This window comes from Bartonella bovis 91-4, assembly GCF_000384965.1.
Classification (GTDB): domain Bacteria; phylum Pseudomonadota; class Alphaproteobacteria; order Rhizobiales; family Rhizobiaceae; genus Bartonella; species Bartonella bovis.
On sequence record NZ_CM001844.1, the window covers coordinates 180283 to 196731 of the forward strand.

Annotated in this window: 14 protein-coding genes and 1 other RNA gene; 8 read left to right on the top strand and 7 right to left on the bottom strand. The window is 36.4% G+C overall.

Features of this window, described 5'->3' with window-relative positions; all coding sequences use genetic code 11:
- Positions 1 to 229: 229 nt before the first annotated feature.
- The 6 genes from BBBE_RS00710 to BBBE_RS00730 all read right to left on the bottom strand — a co-directional run bounded on the left by BBBE_RS00710 (position 230) and on the right by BBBE_RS00730 (position 6069).
- On the bottom strand, positions 230 to 1258 hold the full coding sequence (locus BBBE_RS00710; RefSeq protein ID WP_010700711.1) for a YeiH family protein: 1029 nt from the start codon (positions 1256 to 1258) through the stop codon (positions 230 to 232).
- 61 nt (positions 1259 to 1319) lie between these two features.
- Positions 1320 to 1925, bottom strand: a complete 606-nt coding sequence (gene recR, locus BBBE_RS00715) for a recombination mediator RecR (RefSeq protein WP_010700712.1) — start codon at positions 1923 to 1925, stop codon at positions 1320 to 1322.
- 36 nt (positions 1926 to 1961) lie between these two features.
- Entirely contained in the window at positions 1962 to 2285 is a 324-nt protein-coding gene (locus BBBE_RS00720; RefSeq protein ID WP_010700713.1) for a YbaB/EbfC family nucleoid-associated protein, read from the bottom strand.
- A gap of 14 nt (positions 2286 to 2299) precedes the next feature.
- Positions 2300 to 4228 (bottom strand): DNA polymerase III subunit gamma/tau, encoded by a 1929-nt coding sequence (locus BBBE_RS00725; protein WP_010700714.1) that lies wholly within the window; start codon positions 4226 to 4228, stop codon positions 2300 to 2302.
- 222 nt (positions 4229 to 4450) lie between these two features.
- Positions 4451 to 4548: signal recognition particle sRNA small type (ffs, locus tag BBBE_RS07150), an RNA gene on the bottom strand.
- 789 nt (positions 4549 to 5337) lie between these two features.
- Positions 5338 to 6069, bottom strand: coding sequence for a 3-deoxy-manno-octulosonate cytidylyltransferase (locus BBBE_RS00730; protein ID WP_010700715.1), 732 nt, complete (start codon positions 6067 to 6069; stop codon positions 5338 to 5340).
- 102 nt (positions 6070 to 6171) lie between these two features.
- On the opposite strand from BBBE_RS00730, the gene BBBE_RS00735 reads away from it, so the two are divergent.
- The 4 genes from BBBE_RS00735 (at position 6172) to BBBE_RS00750 (ending at position 10741) form a co-directional block, all read left to right on the top strand.
- Entirely contained in the window at positions 6172 to 6729 is a 558-nt protein-coding gene (locus BBBE_RS00735; protein WP_010700716.1) for a c-type cytochrome, read from the top strand.
- Positions 6730 to 6867: 138 nt separating this feature from the next.
- Positions 6868 to 7992: a microcin C ABC transporter permease YejB gene (locus BBBE_RS00740; RefSeq protein ID WP_010700717.1), complete on the top strand. Its 1125-nt coding sequence runs from the start codon at positions 6868 to 6870 to the stop codon at positions 7990 to 7992.
- Entirely contained in the window at positions 7989 to 9134 is a 1146-nt protein-coding gene (locus BBBE_RS00745; protein WP_010700718.1) for an ABC transporter permease, read from the top strand. Before BBBE_RS00740 ends, BBBE_RS00745 begins: the two co-directional genes overlap by 4 nt.
- Positions 9131 to 10741, top strand: coding sequence for an ABC transporter ATP-binding protein (locus tag BBBE_RS00750; RefSeq protein ID WP_010700719.1), 1611 nt, complete (start codon positions 9131 to 9133; stop codon positions 10739 to 10741). The genes BBBE_RS00745 and BBBE_RS00750 overlap by 4 nt, the downstream gene beginning before the upstream one ends.
- Here the strand turns inward: BBBE_RS00750 and BBBE_RS00755 are convergent.
- A complete protein-coding gene (locus BBBE_RS00755) occupies positions 10687 to 11475 on the bottom strand; it encodes a molybdopterin-synthase adenylyltransferase MoeB (RefSeq protein WP_010700720.1) in 789 nt (262 codons plus the stop codon). The genes BBBE_RS00750 and BBBE_RS00755 overlap by 55 nt on opposite strands.
- Positions 11476 to 11562: 87 nt before the next feature.
- Between BBBE_RS00755 and gshB the strand changes: the two genes are divergently transcribed.
- The 4 genes from gshB to pstA all read left to right on the top strand — a co-directional run bounded on the left by gshB (position 11563) and on the right by pstA (position 16437).
- Complete coding sequence (gene gshB, locus BBBE_RS00760; protein WP_010700721.1) at positions 11563 to 12501, top strand: glutathione synthase; 939 nt, start codon at positions 11563 to 11565, stop codon at positions 12499 to 12501.
- A 77-nt stretch (positions 12502 to 12578) separates the two neighbouring features.
- The gene (locus BBBE_RS00765) at positions 12579 to 13625 is read left to right on the top strand and encodes a PstS family phosphate ABC transporter substrate-binding protein (protein ID WP_010700722.1); all 1047 of its coding nucleotides are present in this window, start codon (positions 12579 to 12581) and stop codon (positions 13623 to 13625) included.
- Between the two features lie 62 nt (positions 13626 to 13687).
- Complete coding sequence (gene pstC, locus BBBE_RS00770; RefSeq protein ID WP_010700723.1) at positions 13688 to 15148, top strand: phosphate ABC transporter permease subunit PstC; 1461 nt, start codon at positions 13688 to 13690, stop codon at positions 15146 to 15148.
- Positions 15145 to 16437, top strand: coding sequence for a phosphate ABC transporter permease PstA (gene pstA / locus BBBE_RS00775; protein WP_010700724.1), 1293 nt, complete (start codon positions 15145 to 15147; stop codon positions 16435 to 16437). Before pstC ends, pstA begins: the two co-directional genes overlap by 4 nt.
- Positions 16438 to 16449: the final 12 nt, after the last annotated feature.

A 16449-nucleotide genomic window follows, 5' to 3' on the forward strand; every position in this document is an offset into this window, starting at 1 on the left:
GTTTAATATGTTGTTTGATATAGCACGGAAAAAGTGCACACAAAGGTATTACTAAAAACATTACAATTATAAAGAAATAACTGAAAGAGAGCCATAAAGGCCATGTATAGTGTCAGAAAAGAATGGACGATATAGAAAGTTCAAGGTTATTTAGATTTTATGCCACAGTATTTATAAGAAGGCAATTATTAGCTTGAAATATGCGGTATTTGTAAACACTGGTCAATTGTTAAAATGTTATATGATTAAGATTAATGAATCTTATCATAAGAAAGCTAAGAATACCGAGGATGAGTATAGAACAGGTTGAAGTAGAAATGACACTCCACCCTGCTTTTTTTAATGAACGGATATCAACATCCAATCCTACTGCTGCCATTGAAATGATAGTGGATATTTTAGCAATAAAATTAATAGGGTTGAGAGCCATTGTAGGGATCAATGCAGCCGAGCGTGTAAGCATCATTATAATGAAACCAATGATGAACCATGGAATGAAAGTATGTAGGCGTAGGTGTGTTTGTTCTGGTTGGCGATAGATGATTGACAAAATAAAAATAAGAGGACCTAGCATTAAAACCCGTATCAATTTTACAATTATTGCAATTTGAGCACTCACAGAAGATATAGGTGCTGTTGCTGCAAAAACCTGTGGTACGGCATAGACAGTCATACCCGCAAGGACGCCATATTGATTAAATGATAAATTTAGGAGTGGCTGCAAAAAGGGCAAAGTAAAAACAATAATAACCCCTAAGAGAGCTGTAAAAGCAATAGATGCAGCTACATCTGTATTTTTAGCTTTGATAGTAGATGCAGTTGCTACAATAGCTGAGTTGCCGCAAATAGCGTTACCACATGCAATGAGCATTGCTAAATGTGAAGAAAGTTTCAAAAGTCGTCCAATAACAAAACTGATAAGAATAGTTATGAATATGATAAATATAATGCTAGCAAGTAAATTCCAACCGACTGAAAAAACAGTATGAATGCTAATGTTTGCACCTAGAAGTACAATAGCAATTTCAAGAAGTGTTTTTGAGCAAAAGGTTATACCTCTTTGCAGATATTCTGGAAGAATAAAACAACTACGAGTGATGGCCCCTAATAAAATCGCCAAAACAAGACTTTCAAACCACGTTTCTGTAAAAAGCTGTTTTTCTATAATTTCTAAACCATATGCTAAAATCGATATAAATATGCATATTAAAATACCGGGACCAAAATTGATAAGAGGAGATAATTTTTTATTTAGCATTTTGATATTTTTTTAAAATACAACAACAAAAATGACCAGATAATGGAAAAGAGATTATATCTTAAAGATTGGTTCTTGCTCGTAAAGCTGCAGCTAAGGTTCCATCATCGAGATAATCTAGTTCACCACCTACCGGTACTCCATGGGCGAGTCGGGTAATTTTAACTGAAAAATTAGAAAGTTGATCGGTGATATAATGTGCAGTTGTTTGCCCTTCAACAGTAGCATTCACAGCTAGAATAACTTCTGTGATTGAGCCATTGATAACACGGTTTATTAAAGAAGTGATATTGAGCTCATCTGGGCCAATTCCATCCAGAGGGGATAGTCGTCCACCTAATACATGATAACGCGCTGGTAAAATTCCAGCTCGTTCAAGAGCCCAGAGGTCAGAAATATCTTCGACAACAATAATTGTTGTATTATCACGGCGAGAATCTGTACAAATCAAACAAGGATCAGCTGTATCTACATTGCCACAAACAGAACAAATGCTTACTTTGTTTACAGCCTCTTGTATTGCAGCTCCTAATGGCTCTAACAGTATTTCTTTTTTCTTGATAAGATGAAGGGCAGCACGGCGTGCTGAACGCGGTCCAAGACCCGGTATTCGTGCTAAAAGCTGAATGAGGCGCTCAATTTCAGGGCCTGCAATATGTTGAGACATACCATTATTCCAAAAGATTAAATTAAAGCCACTTTATTAAAACGGGAGCTTAAAATCTGGTGGAATCGGTAAACCTGCTGTTATACTTTGTGTTTTTTCTGTTATAGCCATTTCAATTTTTGCTTTGGCTTCATTATGGGCTGCCATAATGAGATCTTCAAGTATTTCAATTTCTTCAGGATTAATTAATGAGGGATCAATTTTGATTGCTGATATAGTATTTTTACCATTTAAAGTGATGCTGACGAGCCCGCCGCCGGCTGTACCTGTTATCTGCAAATTAGCCAAATCATCTTGTATTTGCTGCATTTTTTCTTGCATTTCTTTGGCTTTTTTCATCATGCTCATCATATCACGCATAGCAATTGGTTTCCTTATTCATCATTTGTATAATCATTATTTTCATTTTCGAAGATATGAGGAGTTAAATCAAGGTCATTTTCTTGTTTATTTAGACGAATATCGACGATTTTTGCTCCTGGGAAATGATTGAGAATTGTCGCAATATCGGGATCTGTTTCTACATCAGAAAAAAGAGCCCTCTGGGCTGCTACACTTTCTTCTTGTAAAGTTGGTCGCCCCCCTTCAGTAACAAAGGTTATCGTCCAATGCTTTTTAGTCCATTGATATAACATTTTTTTGATATCACGAGCTAATGAACGAGGAGCATTTTCAGCAAGTCTTAATGTTATATGTCCTGGTTCAAAAGAAACAGGGTGAACAAATTCCTTGATAAGCAATTTGAAATGTATTTCGCGGTGTTGTTCAGCTAAATTAACGATATCATGTAGGGAATTTATATTTAGAGATTTTTGTTCTGTCGTTTCCGTTTCTGGTGGAGAAGAAGCGTATGGTAAATGGACAACATTGTTAGAAAATTCGGTAGTTTGAATATTATCAAGACTTTCTTTTATTTCAAAAGAATCTGTGCCTTCAGAAAGTTGAATCCTTAATGATTCTATTGATTGAACAGAAAGGTTGGATTGATTGGCTAAGGCTGTTTTTAAATTATGTTGGTTTTGCTGTAAGTTTGAAATTTGCGAAAAAGAATGAGTCTGTTCGCCATCGGTTTTTACGGTATGGTTTATATTGCTGGTTTCTTGATGCGGATTATTTTCGCTCGTTGTGAGAGATATCTTTTCTTGTGTAAGTTTTTTCAAGGCTTCATCAAGAGTTGGCAGGTCAGCAGTGTAGGTAAGACGAATTAATACCATTTCAGCAGCTTGAATAGGGTGTGCAGCTTTATTGACTTCCTGTAAGCCTTTGAACAGAATTTGCCAGTTTCGAGAAAGAACGGGAATAGAAAGTTTTTGTGAAAAGTCTAAACCTCGTAAACGTTCCTCTTCTGTTAGGAAAAGATCTCCAGCTATCTCCGGCGTCAAACGCAACCGTGTGACCAAATGGTTGAAGTCAGACAATTCTGTTAATATCATAAAAGGGTCAGCACCTGCGTCATATTGGCTACGTAATTCGCTCAATGCGTTGACAATATTTCCTTTCATAACAAATTCGAAGAGATCAATAATACGTGCTTGATCAACTAGTCCTAACATTGTGCGTACTGAAATAGTACTAACTTTACTATTGCTATAAGCAATAGCTTGGTCAAAAATAGACAAAGCATCACGTGCAGATCCTTCTGCAGCACGAACGATTAGAGATAAAGCTTGATCCTCTACTTCAATTTTTTCATACTGAGCAATTTTACGCAAGTGCTCTATTAAAACTGTTGATTCAATACGCCGTAAGTCAAAACGCTGGCAACGTGAAAGGATTGTAATAGGAACTTTGCGAATTTCTGTTGTTGCAAAAATAAATTTTACATGTGGTGGTGGTTCTTCAAGTGTTTTTAATAGGCCATTAAATGCTTGAGTTGAAAGCATATGAATTTCATCAATAATGTAAATTTTATAGCGTGCAGAAACAGGGCGATAACGTATTTGTTCAATAATTTCACGAATATCGTCAATGCCAGTGTGCGAAGCAGCATCCATTTCTATAACATCAATATGGCGGCCTTCAATAATTTGTGTACAGTGTTCACCAAGTGTGTTAAGGACGATAGTGGGTTGGTCAATATCTTTTGTTTTGTAGTTGAGAGCGCGCGCTAAAATGCGCGCTGTGGTGGTTTTTCCTACTCCGCGAATTCCTGTTAACATCCACGCTTGTGCAATGCGTCCTGTTTCAAAAGCATTAGTAAGAGTGCGCACCATTGCTTCTTGACCAATGAGGTCTGAGAAATTTTGAGGCCGATATTTGCGAGCGAGAACACGATAAGTTGTTGCTGCAGGCAGATTTTCCATCAATGATTCCAATTTTTAAAGCTCTTGTAATATATTACAATGATATGAAAACACAGATTAAAAATATACTCTACTATAAAAGGATTTTTTCTCAATCAATTTATTTTAAGAAAATAGGACCATTTATTTAAAACACCAAAGATTTCTTTGTTTTTTAGATGCAAAGCACTTATTCTGTCATGAAGGTTTGTAAAATAGCAAAGGAGTGATTCCATTAAAAAAGTAGGAGGTCGGCACGATGACCCGTACCAAAGCTCGTTAGGGCTGCTTCTTTCCAGACCTGACCCGGTTGGCGAGTAGTTCGTCCATCACCAACCTCCCAATTTTATATTGTCGATTTAAAACAGAAAATCAAGCTTTGAAACAAAAAACATAGAAAGAATAATTAAAAAGCTTCCTTTTAAATTTAATTTATTTTTAACATAAAAAATTTTCGAGTTTTTCTTTAACACTTTGTGATTTACGGTTTTTAAATAATTTTTTTTGTACTGCGGATTGCTGAATATGCAAGAAATTGACTTTTATAACGGAAAAAGCTTATGTTTTTGTTTGAAGTAGATAAAATGTTGACTTTGCATATAGGCAATTTCTGATCAAAGCTTTCTATTATTTTTCTGTTTGTTTGCAATATGGCTTATAATTCACGGGGTGGTTAGATCATAAAAGTAAATGCCGTTAATTAATGTAAAAATTGATTTTATTTCTGAAAAAGTTTGGTTGTCCAATGTGTAAAATTTATGCAATATTCGAATTGCATTGGGTATTATAGAGGTGCAAAATTGTTCAAACTAGTTGCAGCTGTTTTTCAAATCCGGTTTTGAAAAAACACTTCCCCAAATAACTAAGTGAGTCTAACATATTTTGAGCTCTTATTAAAGCTCAAGCGTAATTTTTATAGTGTAGTCTATATTAATGTTCCTTTTACTTGTGATATGTTTAAAAACTACACTGCTTCCATAAAAAGAAGTTTATACTTAAAGGTTGAGCGTTTTTAGAATAATATCTTATATGCGGCAATGTGTGAAAATGATAAACCTGTAGCTATTGTTGGTGATAATTTTACAGTATTACACAAGAGTATTAATATGGTTTGCAAAGAGTTAATTTCTTCAAACTAAAATTTTGCGCACTTTATCAAGATCATATGGCGTGTCGACACTTAAGGGAATTGTATCAATTATTTCTACATCGATACGCATATTATTTTCTAATGCACGTAATTGTTCAAGCTTTTCACGTTGTTCGAGTGTGGATGGTGCAAGAGTTACAAATTGTTCAAGCGCTTCACGTCGGTAAGCATATAATCCAATATGATGATAAAGAGGACCGTTTCCATAAGGTGCAGTTGCACGGGTGAAATAAAGAGCACGCAGACGATTTTGGGAAATCGGTGTGCCAATAATTTTGACTACATTGGGATTTGTTTTTTCATCTTCTTCAACAAGTTTAGCGCCTAAGGTTGCAATATCAGTTAAGTCATTTTCTAAAGGCTGTAAGGCACTAATAATTTCCTGAGCGGTTATTGTTGGTAAATCAGCTTGTACATTCACAATGATATTGTATTTCCGCTCAGGATCAATGATGTTTAAAGCTTCATAGATGCGATCAGATCCTGATTGATGGTCGGTATGTGTTATGATGCATTCGTGTCCATAAGCTGTAACAGTTTGAGCGATGGCATTGTGATCCGTTGCAACAATGATACGTCCTAATGCAGCTTTTTTCGCCTGTTCAGCTACATGAATAATCATAGGTTTTCCAGCGATTTCAGCAAGAGGTTTTCCTGGAAGACGAGATGAACCCATCCGAGCGGGAATAAGAATGAGTGGTTCAAAAGTCATCACTAGAGTTCCAAATGTTGTATATTTGATATATTTATAATGGCATATTATAAAGAAAAATCTTAAACTGAAAATAATGAAAATATGAACGTTTGAATTTTAATGAAACGATCTAGATTTGCTTATTTTATTTGTTCTTCTCTGTTTTTACTAATTATTACAGGGGGGATTTTTATTTTTAATGATGCAATTTATAATTATTTTGCATCGGTTCAACATTCTTATACTGCAGATAATGATTTTAAAGAAAAGCAGGATCTATCTCACAATTATCTATCGTTAAATGAGCGTCTTCAACAAGGTAATATTGAAAATGGACGTAAAATTTTTCGTCAATGTGCTCTGTGTCACACTTCTGGGCGTGATAATTCTAATCGTGTTCTTGGTCCAACACTTTGGGAAATAGTAAATCGCCCCTTTGCGAGTGCAAAAGGTTTTACTTATTCAAGAGTATTACGTGAAAATTCTAATGAAAAATGGGATTTTTCCACTTTAGATCGCTATCTTCAATCACCTCGTAAAATATTTCCAGGGACAACTATGTCGTTTCGTGGGATTAAAAATGATCAAGATCGTGCTGATCTTTTACTCTATTTACGCAGTCTATCTGATCACCCCGTTGCTTTACCACGAGACAATGAAGATGCTAAACAAAATTAGTTTGTGCCAGAAGTTTCAACTTTACAAGCATGTGTAGTTAGTTTTATTTGTGATTTGGATTTTATCAATTTATCAGAAGAGTTGTGATCAATGTATTGTTTAAATTGATGTGATGTGACTTGATCAAAAGGTAAAAAAATGGTGGCCTATATTTTGTGGCGTCTCTTGTTAATTATACCGACACTGATTGGTATTTTAACGGTGACATTTGTCATTGTACAATTTACGCCTGGTGGACCTATTGAAAATATTATTGCTCAATTACAAGGAATGGGTGGTGATGCTGTAGGACGGGTGGCTGGTGGTAGTAGTGATCTTGGTCTTTCTTCTGATAGTGTTTTTAACGATGCGCATGCTGGCTTATCTTCTCATGGGAGTTCTAAATACCGTGGAGCACAAGGGTTGGATCCAGAATTTATAGCCAAACTTGAACGGCAATTTGGTTTTGATAAGCCACCTTTGGAACGTTACTTGACGATGCTTGGTAATTATGTGCGTTTTGATTTTGGGGAGTCTTATATACAAGGGCGTTCAGTTATTGAGTTGATTAAGGATGCTCTACCTGTTTCTCTTTCTTTTGGTTTTTGGAATTTGCTAATTTCTTATGCTATTTCCATACCATTAGGAATCCGTAAAGCTCTTAAAGAAGGGTCTGCTTTTGATGTATGGACAAGCGCTATTATTGTTATTGGCTATGCAATTCCTAATTTTCTCTTTGGAATTTTTTTAATGGTTTTTTTTGCTGGAGGGTCTTTTTTTGACTGGTTTCCATTAGGTCATTTGACTTCTGATAATTTTGATAAATTATCCTTTGGAGGCAAGATATTAGATTATCTGTACCATTTGATTTTGCCATTGACAGCGATGGTCATTTCTTCTTTTGCTACAACAACCTTGTTGACGAAAAATTGTTTTCTGGAAGAAATTCGCCAGCAATACGTCATTACAGCTCGTGCGAAGGGTTTAAGTGAACACTCGATTCTTTATGGTCATATTTTTCGCAATGCGATATTGATTGTAATTGCTAGTTTTCCTGTAGCTTTTATGGGGTCATTTTTTAGCGGATCTTTATTGATTGAAATGCTATATTCATTAAATGGCATGGGGCTTTTAAGTTATACGTCTATTGTCAATCGTGATTACGCTGTTGTATTTGCCTGTCTTTATATTTTTTCGCTAATTGGTCTTGTTGTGAGTCTCATTTCTGATATCGTTTATATGTTCGTTGATCCACGTATTGATTTTGGTAAAAAAGATTTATGATAAAAAAGATAAAATATAATCATTTGTGTGATTCAGAATTGGAACAACGATCTTTTTTTTCTCCATTGAATGTGCGTCGTTGGCGTAATTTTAAACAAAATCGTCGTGGTTGGTGGTCATTGTGGCTCTTTTTATTTTTATGTTTTTGTTCTTTTTCGGCCGAATTTATTGCAAATGATCGTCCTATTGTTGCTTCTTATAAAGGAGAGTTACTTTTTCCTATTTTTTTTGATTATTCCGATGAAAAGTTTGGTGGGAATTTAGCTATAGCAGACTTTCGAGATTCTTTAATTCAAAGTGAAATTGCAAAACATGGTTGGGCGGTGTGGCCGCTAGTTCGTTATTCCTATAATACAGTAGTGGGTAATAAAACTGTAGCATTATCACCTCCTTTTTGGCTTCAAAGCAAAGAAGAGCGTTGTATCAATTATACACAAGGAAGCGCTGATCTTGAATGTACGATAAGTCGATGGAATTGGCTTGGGACAGATGATCTGACACGTGATGTTTTTGCACGGGTTTTATATGGTTTTCGATTATCGATAATTTTTAGCATTCTTTTGACAGTTATTTCGACTATTATTGGTATTATAGCAGGTGCAGTTCAGGGATATTTCGGTGGTTGGGTTGATTTGATTTTTCAACGTTTGATTGAAATATGGTCTTCCATACCATCGCTTTATTTAATTATTATTATGGCTGCTGTTTTGGCACAGGGTTTTTGGGTGTTATTAGGGGTTATGCTTCTTTTCCAGTGGGTAGCATTGGTTGGTGTGGTGCGTGCAGAATTTTTACGTGCGCGCAATTTTACTTATATTACTGCTGCACGCGCTTTAGGGGTACCTAATCGCATTATTATAATGCGTCATTTGCTGCCAAATGCTATGGTTGCTTCCTTAACTTATATGCCATTTTTATTAACATCAGGTATTTCTTTACTAACATCACTTGACTATTTAGGGTTTGGTCTTCCGCCTGGTTATCCTTCTTTAGGTGAAGTAATGCGGCAGGCTACTTCCAATTTAAACGCTCCTTGGATTGGCATTACAGGTTTTGTTGTTATTGCTGCTTTGTTGTCTCTTTTGGCATTTATTGGTGAGGCAGTACGAGACGCTTTTGATCCACGAAAGACACTACAATGACAAAGATGCTTTCGGTACGTAATTTGTCTGTTGCATTTTGCCAAGCGGAAGAGAAGAAATACGTTGTTGACCAAATTTCTTTTGATATCGGAAAGGGAGAGATAGTTGCTTTGGTAGGGGAGTCTGGTTCTGGGAAATCGGTAACAGCACTTTCTATTTTGCAACTTTTACCTTTTGTGAAAACACTTTATCAATCAGGCGAAATTCTTTTTAATAATCAAGATCTAATGAAGCAAAAAGAAGAAGATTTGCGTAAAGTTCGTGGCAAAGATATTGCTATGATTTTTCAGGAACCAATGATCTCTCTTAATCCTTTGCACACTGTGGAGCACCAAATAGGTGAAGTTCTTAGAATACATTCAAATATATCTGGTGAATTATTACGCACACGTATTGTTGATTTGCTGACTCAAATGGGAATCTCTGAGCCAGAAAAACGTTTAGGCTCCTTCCCACATCAATTATCGGGTGGTCAACGGCAACGCGTGATGATTGCAATGGCACTTGCAAATAACCCACAATTATTGATTGCCGATGAACCAACAACTGCACTTGATGTGACAGTTCAAGCACAAATTCTCACACTGTTAGTACAGCTTAAAAAAAGCTGCAATATGTCAATGCTTTTAATTACCCATGATTTGGCTATTGTGCGTCGCGTTGCAGAGCGTGTTTACGTTATGAAAGAGGGAAAAATTGTTGAAAGTGGTAACACGAACGAAATTTTTAACAATCCCCAACATTCCTATACAAAGAAATTATTAGCGGCAGAGTTTCAAGGTTATCCTCTACTGGCTAATGATAATGCGCCTGTTTTGATGCAAGGTCAGAAAATACGTGTTTGGTTTCCAATTAAAAAAGGTTTATTACGGCGAACAGTTGGTTATGTAAAAGCTGTTCAAGATGTTGATATTACAGTTCGTGCCGGTCAAACACTTGGTGTAGTTGGTGAATCAGGTTCAGGAAAAACAACATTGGGCCTTGCACTAACACGAATGATTTCTTCTAAAGGTCAGATTTACTTTGATGATGTTGATATTAGCAATTTTACTTTCAATCAGATGCGTTCTTTGCGCCACCATATTCAAATTGTTTTTCAAGATCCTTTTGGTTCGCTTTCACCACGTATGTCTGTGAGTGAGATTATCACTGAAGGATTATCAATTCACGAACCGTATCTTTCTGATTCTGAACGCAATGATCGTGTGCTTGAAGCTTTACATGAGGTTGATCTTGATCCTGCTGTGCGTCATTGTTACCCTCATGAATTTTCCGGTGGACAAAGACAGCGGATTTCTTTCGCACGCGCAATTATTCTTAGGCCTCGTTTTATTATGCTTGATGAACCAACATCTGCTCTTGATATGAGTACGCAAGCACAGATTGTTGATCTTTTGCGCCGTTTACAACAAAAATATCATTTAGGTTATTTATTCATTAGTCATGATTTGAAAGTTGTTAAAGCGCTTGCTCATGAAGTACTCGTAATGCATAAAGGAAAAGTAGTTGAATATGATTCAGCTGATCGTATTTTTTCGTGTCCCCAAGATTCTTATACGCAAACCTTAATGGCCGCAGCATTCGCATTAGAATCTGGTCGTTTATAAACAATCACATCAAATTGCGCTGACAATCCATTATAGAGAAGGATTTTTCCAACTAAAGGTTCACCGATATTTGTGATTAGTTTGATAGCTTCCATTGCTTGTAATGTACCGATAACTCCAGGCAAAGCACTAATAATTCCTACTTCAGAACATGTAGGTATGACGTCAGTTGCAGGTGGATTAGGAAACAAATCGCGATAGTGGGGATTATTATTTTTATAAGGCATTAATACTGTCAGTGAGCCATTAAATCGGTTTATAGCGCCACTTATTAAAGGTTTAGCACATTGAGCAGCGTGGTCAGAAAGTAGATAACGTGTTGCAAAATTATCGCTCCCATCGATAATAACATGATAAGCGTTGAGAAGTTTATCCACATTACTTTCATCTAAACGTAGGCTATGTTTTTCAACTATAACATGAGGGTTTATAGCTTTTATAGTGGCTTCAGCACTAACAGTTTTGTATTGATTAATTGTATTTGTGTTATGAATAACTTGGCGTTGTAAATTAGAAAGTGAAACAATATCATTATCAACAATTCCAAGTGTTCCAACACCTGCTGCAGCAAGATAAGTAAGAACAGGAGAACCAAGACCGCCTGCACCTATAACAAGAACACGGGCCATTTTAAGCTTTTGCTGTCCCGCACCGCCAATTTCGGGTAAAACAATATGACGTGCATAACGCTCAATTTCTTCTTTGCTTAATTTTTTGTCACCTTCTTGTGTCATAGATTTTCTCTTGTCATAGTTTTTTATTGATTTAATAAATTTATGGCTCATTAACCAGTCTGTTTTTAGTGATAGGAGGTTTTATTTATGAAAATTGCTATTCAGATGGATCATATTTCAACGCTTCAGATTCAAGGAGATACTACATTTGCACTTGCTTTAGCAGCGCAAGAACGTGGACATTCTCTTTTTCATTATACTCCGGATTGTTTGTCTATGCGTGGGGATTGCGTGATTGCACGATTAGAGCCATTGATTGTACGTGATGAAGAGGAGAGTCATTATAGACTGGGAGAATTTGTGTACACGCCGTTGATGGATATGGATGTAGTTCTTTTACGTCAAGATCCACCTTTTGATATGCATTATATCACCACAACTTATTTATTAGAGCGCATTCATCCTAAAACGCTTGTTGTAAATGATCCAACATGGGTACGTAATAGTCCAGAGAAGATTTTTGTTACTGAATTTTCTGATTTGATGCCAGAAACATTAATTACAAAAGATATTGAAGAGATAAAAGCATTTAGGAATAAGGTTGGTGACATTATTATTAAACCACTCTATGGCAGTGGGGGTGCGGGTGTTTTTCATTTGAAACAAGATGATCGCAATCTAACATCACTTGTGGAAATGTTTGAACACAGTTATCGTGAACCTTTTATTGTTCAGCGTTATTTGGATGTTGTTCGAAAAGGGGATAAGCGGGTTATTTTGCTTGATGGTACACCTGTGGGGGCGATTAATCGGATTCCAGCAGAAATGGATGTTCGTTCCAATATGCATGTTGGAGGTCGAGCAGAAAGTATTGATTTAACTGAACGTGATTATGAGATTTGTGCGCGCATTGGTTCTACTTTGCAAAAACGAGGTTTTCTTCTTGTGGGAATTGATATAATTGGGGACTATATAACAGAAATCAATGTTACATCTCCCACTGGAATTCGGGAAATTAAACGCTTTGGCGGTGCGGATATCGCCTCTCTTTTTTGGGATATTATTGAACGTAAGCGTTCAAATTAATTTATCTAAGCAGATTACTCAATTATTTTGTGAGTCTGCAAATGTAAACTAGAATTCAAACTTTAGGGAGTGTATGGATGAATAAATTGTTATCAGTTGGAGTGGGGCTGATGTTTGTTACTGCGTTGCTGATTGATATTGGCAATGCTCGTGATCAAATTAAAATTGCGGGTTCATCGACAGTTTTACCTTATGAAAAGATCGTTTCTGAAGTATTTGGAGAAATTTACCCTAATTTTAAAATTCCTGTTATCGAATCTGGTGGTTCAGGTGCTGGTATTAAAGAGTTTTGCCGTGGTATTGGAAATAAGACGATTGATATCGTTAATACTTCGCGGCCAATGAAATCAAGTGAATTGCAATCTTGTTTTGATGCTGGTGTAAAGGATGTTGAGGAAATGCGCATTGGGTATGATGGCATTGTTTTTGCAACAAATATCAATGGACCTGACTGGGAATTACACTCCGTAGATGTATATAGGGCACTAGCTGCTCAAGTTGTGATTGATGGGAGATTACAGTTAAATAAAGTTACGAAGTGGAATACAATCAATAGTGCTCTTCCTGATTGGGAAATTACAGTTTATATTCCTGGTGAAAAACATGGAACACGTGAAGTTTTTGAGGAAAAATTATTAGTCGCAGGCTGTAAGGCTAGTGGAGCAGTTGAGGCAATGGAAGCTTTGGGAATGAATGAGAAGGAGATTAATGCTGCTTGTATTGCTGTACGTAAGGATGGGAGGGCCATTGATATTGATGGCGATTATTCTGAAACATTTGCTCATCTTATGTCTAATAAAACAGGTATTGGTGTTTTGAGTTTGTCGTTTTATGAAAATAATGCTGACAAACTTAAGGTTGCATACGTTAATGGTGTTGCTCCAAATAGTGAAACAGTTTCTAGTGGCGAATATTCACTTTCGCGTCCACTTTTCTTCTATGTTAAAAAAGCACATTTCGGTATTGTTCCAGGCTTATGGGAATATGTTGATTTTTTTCTTTCCGATCAAATGATTGGTCCAGATGGCCCATTAACCGATTATGGTTTGGTTGCTGCTTCTGAAGAAGAACGGCAAGTACAGCGTGCTTCTTTTTATGCTGGTACAGTGATGACTTTAAAATAATTTTCTAAAATGATGATATAGGATTCTTCAGTGCTGCTTTTTTGTAAAAATTGAAAGACAATATGCTCGTTTCTTTTGTTATTTTTCTGCTATTGGTTTTTGGTTGTATTGGCTTTTGCATTTCTTATATGCGAGCTCGTTTTCTTGAATTTATGGGATTCAAGATGCACTCTCGTGCTTATTATTATGGTTGGTGGACGTTGTTAATGACTGTTGTCCCAGCTTTTATTTTTTTAGTTTTTTGGAATGTTGGGAGTACAGTTTATTTGGAATATAATGCTTCGCAGGCAGTTAAGATATCTGTAGTGCGTGCGATAGAAATAGAAAATTATGACCTTATTTTAGAAATAATTCGTGATTTGGTTAAAATTATTCATCATTTTGAGGGGGATTTGATGACAATTTCTTACGCGAATGTACAGGAGCAATTGTCGAAAAAAGGATTTGTTTTGCCTATGGAGGTACCAGATTATGTGTTTAAGATAACACAATCGTGGTATTTTTCTTCTAAAAAACTGCAATTTATTGGTTATAGTTTATGTTTTATAATTACGCTTTGTGGTTTTGTTTTTGGGATTATACATGTTTCTCCACAACAGCGTGCACGCAATAAGGTTGAGCGTTTCATTATTATTGGGCTAGTTTGTGCATCTGCGATTACAGTTGTAACAACGATTGGCATTGTAATATCTATGTTATTCCAGACGCTGAGTTTTTTTCAATCCGTGCCATTTTTAAACTTTTTTGGGGGAACAGTTTGGGATCCTCGTTTTTCAGGCAGTGGTTCGGGGGGTGAGATAGGGCAATTTGGTTTTATACCACTATTGGCTGGCACACTTTATATTGCGTTTGTGGCAATGCTTTTTGCTGTTCCTATTGGGTTGTTTGCTGCTCTTTATATGGCCGAATATGCTTCGAGCCGATTGCGATCAATTGTAAAACCATTATTGGAGGTTCTTGCTGGTATTCCCACTATTGTTTATGGTTTTTTTGCTTTAATGGTTGTTGGGCCTTTTTTGCGCGATCTTTCTATTTCTCTTTCTGGTGGAGCCGGTTTTATTATGGCTCATAGCGTTTTGACGGCTGGTTTAGTGATGGGAATTATGTTGATTCCTTTTGTTTCATCCTTGTCAGATGATATTATTACTGCTGTTCCTCGTTCTTTGCGCGAAGGTTCTTACGGTTTGGGAGCAACACAATCTGAGACCATTAAAAAAGTCATTGTACCAGCTGCACTTCCTGGGATTGTGGGAGCACTTGTATTAACAGCATCTCGGGCAATAGGGGAAACAATGATTGTTGTGTTGGCAGCAGGCGTCGCAACCAATTTGACTCTTAATCCATTTGAGGCAATGACTACGATGACAGTTAAAATTGTTAATCAATTAACAGGTGACTTTGAGTTTAACTCACCACAAACTCTTGTAGCTTTTGCTTTAGGCATGACACTTTTTATTTTGACTCTTTTGATGAATATTTTTGCTCTTTATATAGTGCGTAAATATCGGGAGCAATATGAATGAATAGAGATTTTGTCTCGTATCGTCGTAATATTGGTCTGAGGCGTCGCTATTGGTCTGAACGCTGTTTTCGTGCTTGCGGCCTTGTTGCTATTTTTATTAGTTTATTTTTTTTAGTTATTCTTTTATGGTCTATTGTCAGTCAAGGTTATACAGCTTTTTTTCATAGTGAAATGACATTATCAATTTATTTGGATGAAAAAGTGATTGATCCGAGTGGTCAACGTGAAACCAATCCAAAGGTATTAATAACCGCAAATTATCCACTTCTTGTACGTAATGCTTTGGCTACAAAACTTGAAGTAGATTACAATGATCGGGCATCTATGCGTGATATTAATCGTATGTTTTCGAGTAATGTTCGCGTGCAGTTACGTGATATGGTAGTAAAAAATCCAAACTTGATTGGTACAACGCAAAAAATTAAAATTTTAGCAGCAGCAGATGTTGATTTAGTTTGTAAAGGACAGATTAATTTGCAAGTAGCAGAGGAAAAGCGCAAAATTTCTGATCGACAGGTAGAATGGATTAGACGCTTAACTGATGACAATACGCTTTATAAAGCGTTCAATCATGGTTTTTTTACATTTGGTGCTTCAAGTCGTCCGGAAACTTCAGGGTTAGGCGTTGCAATAATTGGCTCTTTTTATATGATGTTTATTGTTTTAGCTGTTGCGTTGCCTATAGGGGTAGCAACGGCCCTTTATCTTGAAGAATATGCATGCAAAAATACGTTTACAGATTTTATAGAGATTAATATTAATAACCTTGCTGCTATTCCTTCTATTATTTTTGGTCTTTTAGGGCTTTCTGTTTTTATTAATTTTTTAGGAATGCCACGTTCTGCGTCTTTTGTTGGTGGGCTTGTTTTAACTCTTATGACATTACCAACAATTATTATAGCCACACGCTCTGCTTTGCGAGCTGTTCCGCTGTCTATTCGTACAGCAGCTTTAGGGTTAGGTGCATCAAAGACGCAAATGGTTTTTCATCATGTTGTTCCTTTAGCAGTGCCCGGTATTTTGACTGGCACGATTATTGGTTTAGCGCAAGCGCTGGGTGAGACTGCTCCTTTACTTTTGATTGGAATGGTTGCTTTTGTTGCAGATATTCCCACTACACCAATGGATCCAGCAACTGCTTTGCCTGTGCAAATTTTTATGTGGGCGGGTGAAGCAGAACGTGCTTTTGTTGAAAAAACGTCGGGTGCTATTATTGTATTGATGGTTTTTCTTGCTGTCATGAATATTTCAGCTGTTCTTTTGCGTCGACGATTTGAACGACGTTTATAACTTCAGTAAAGT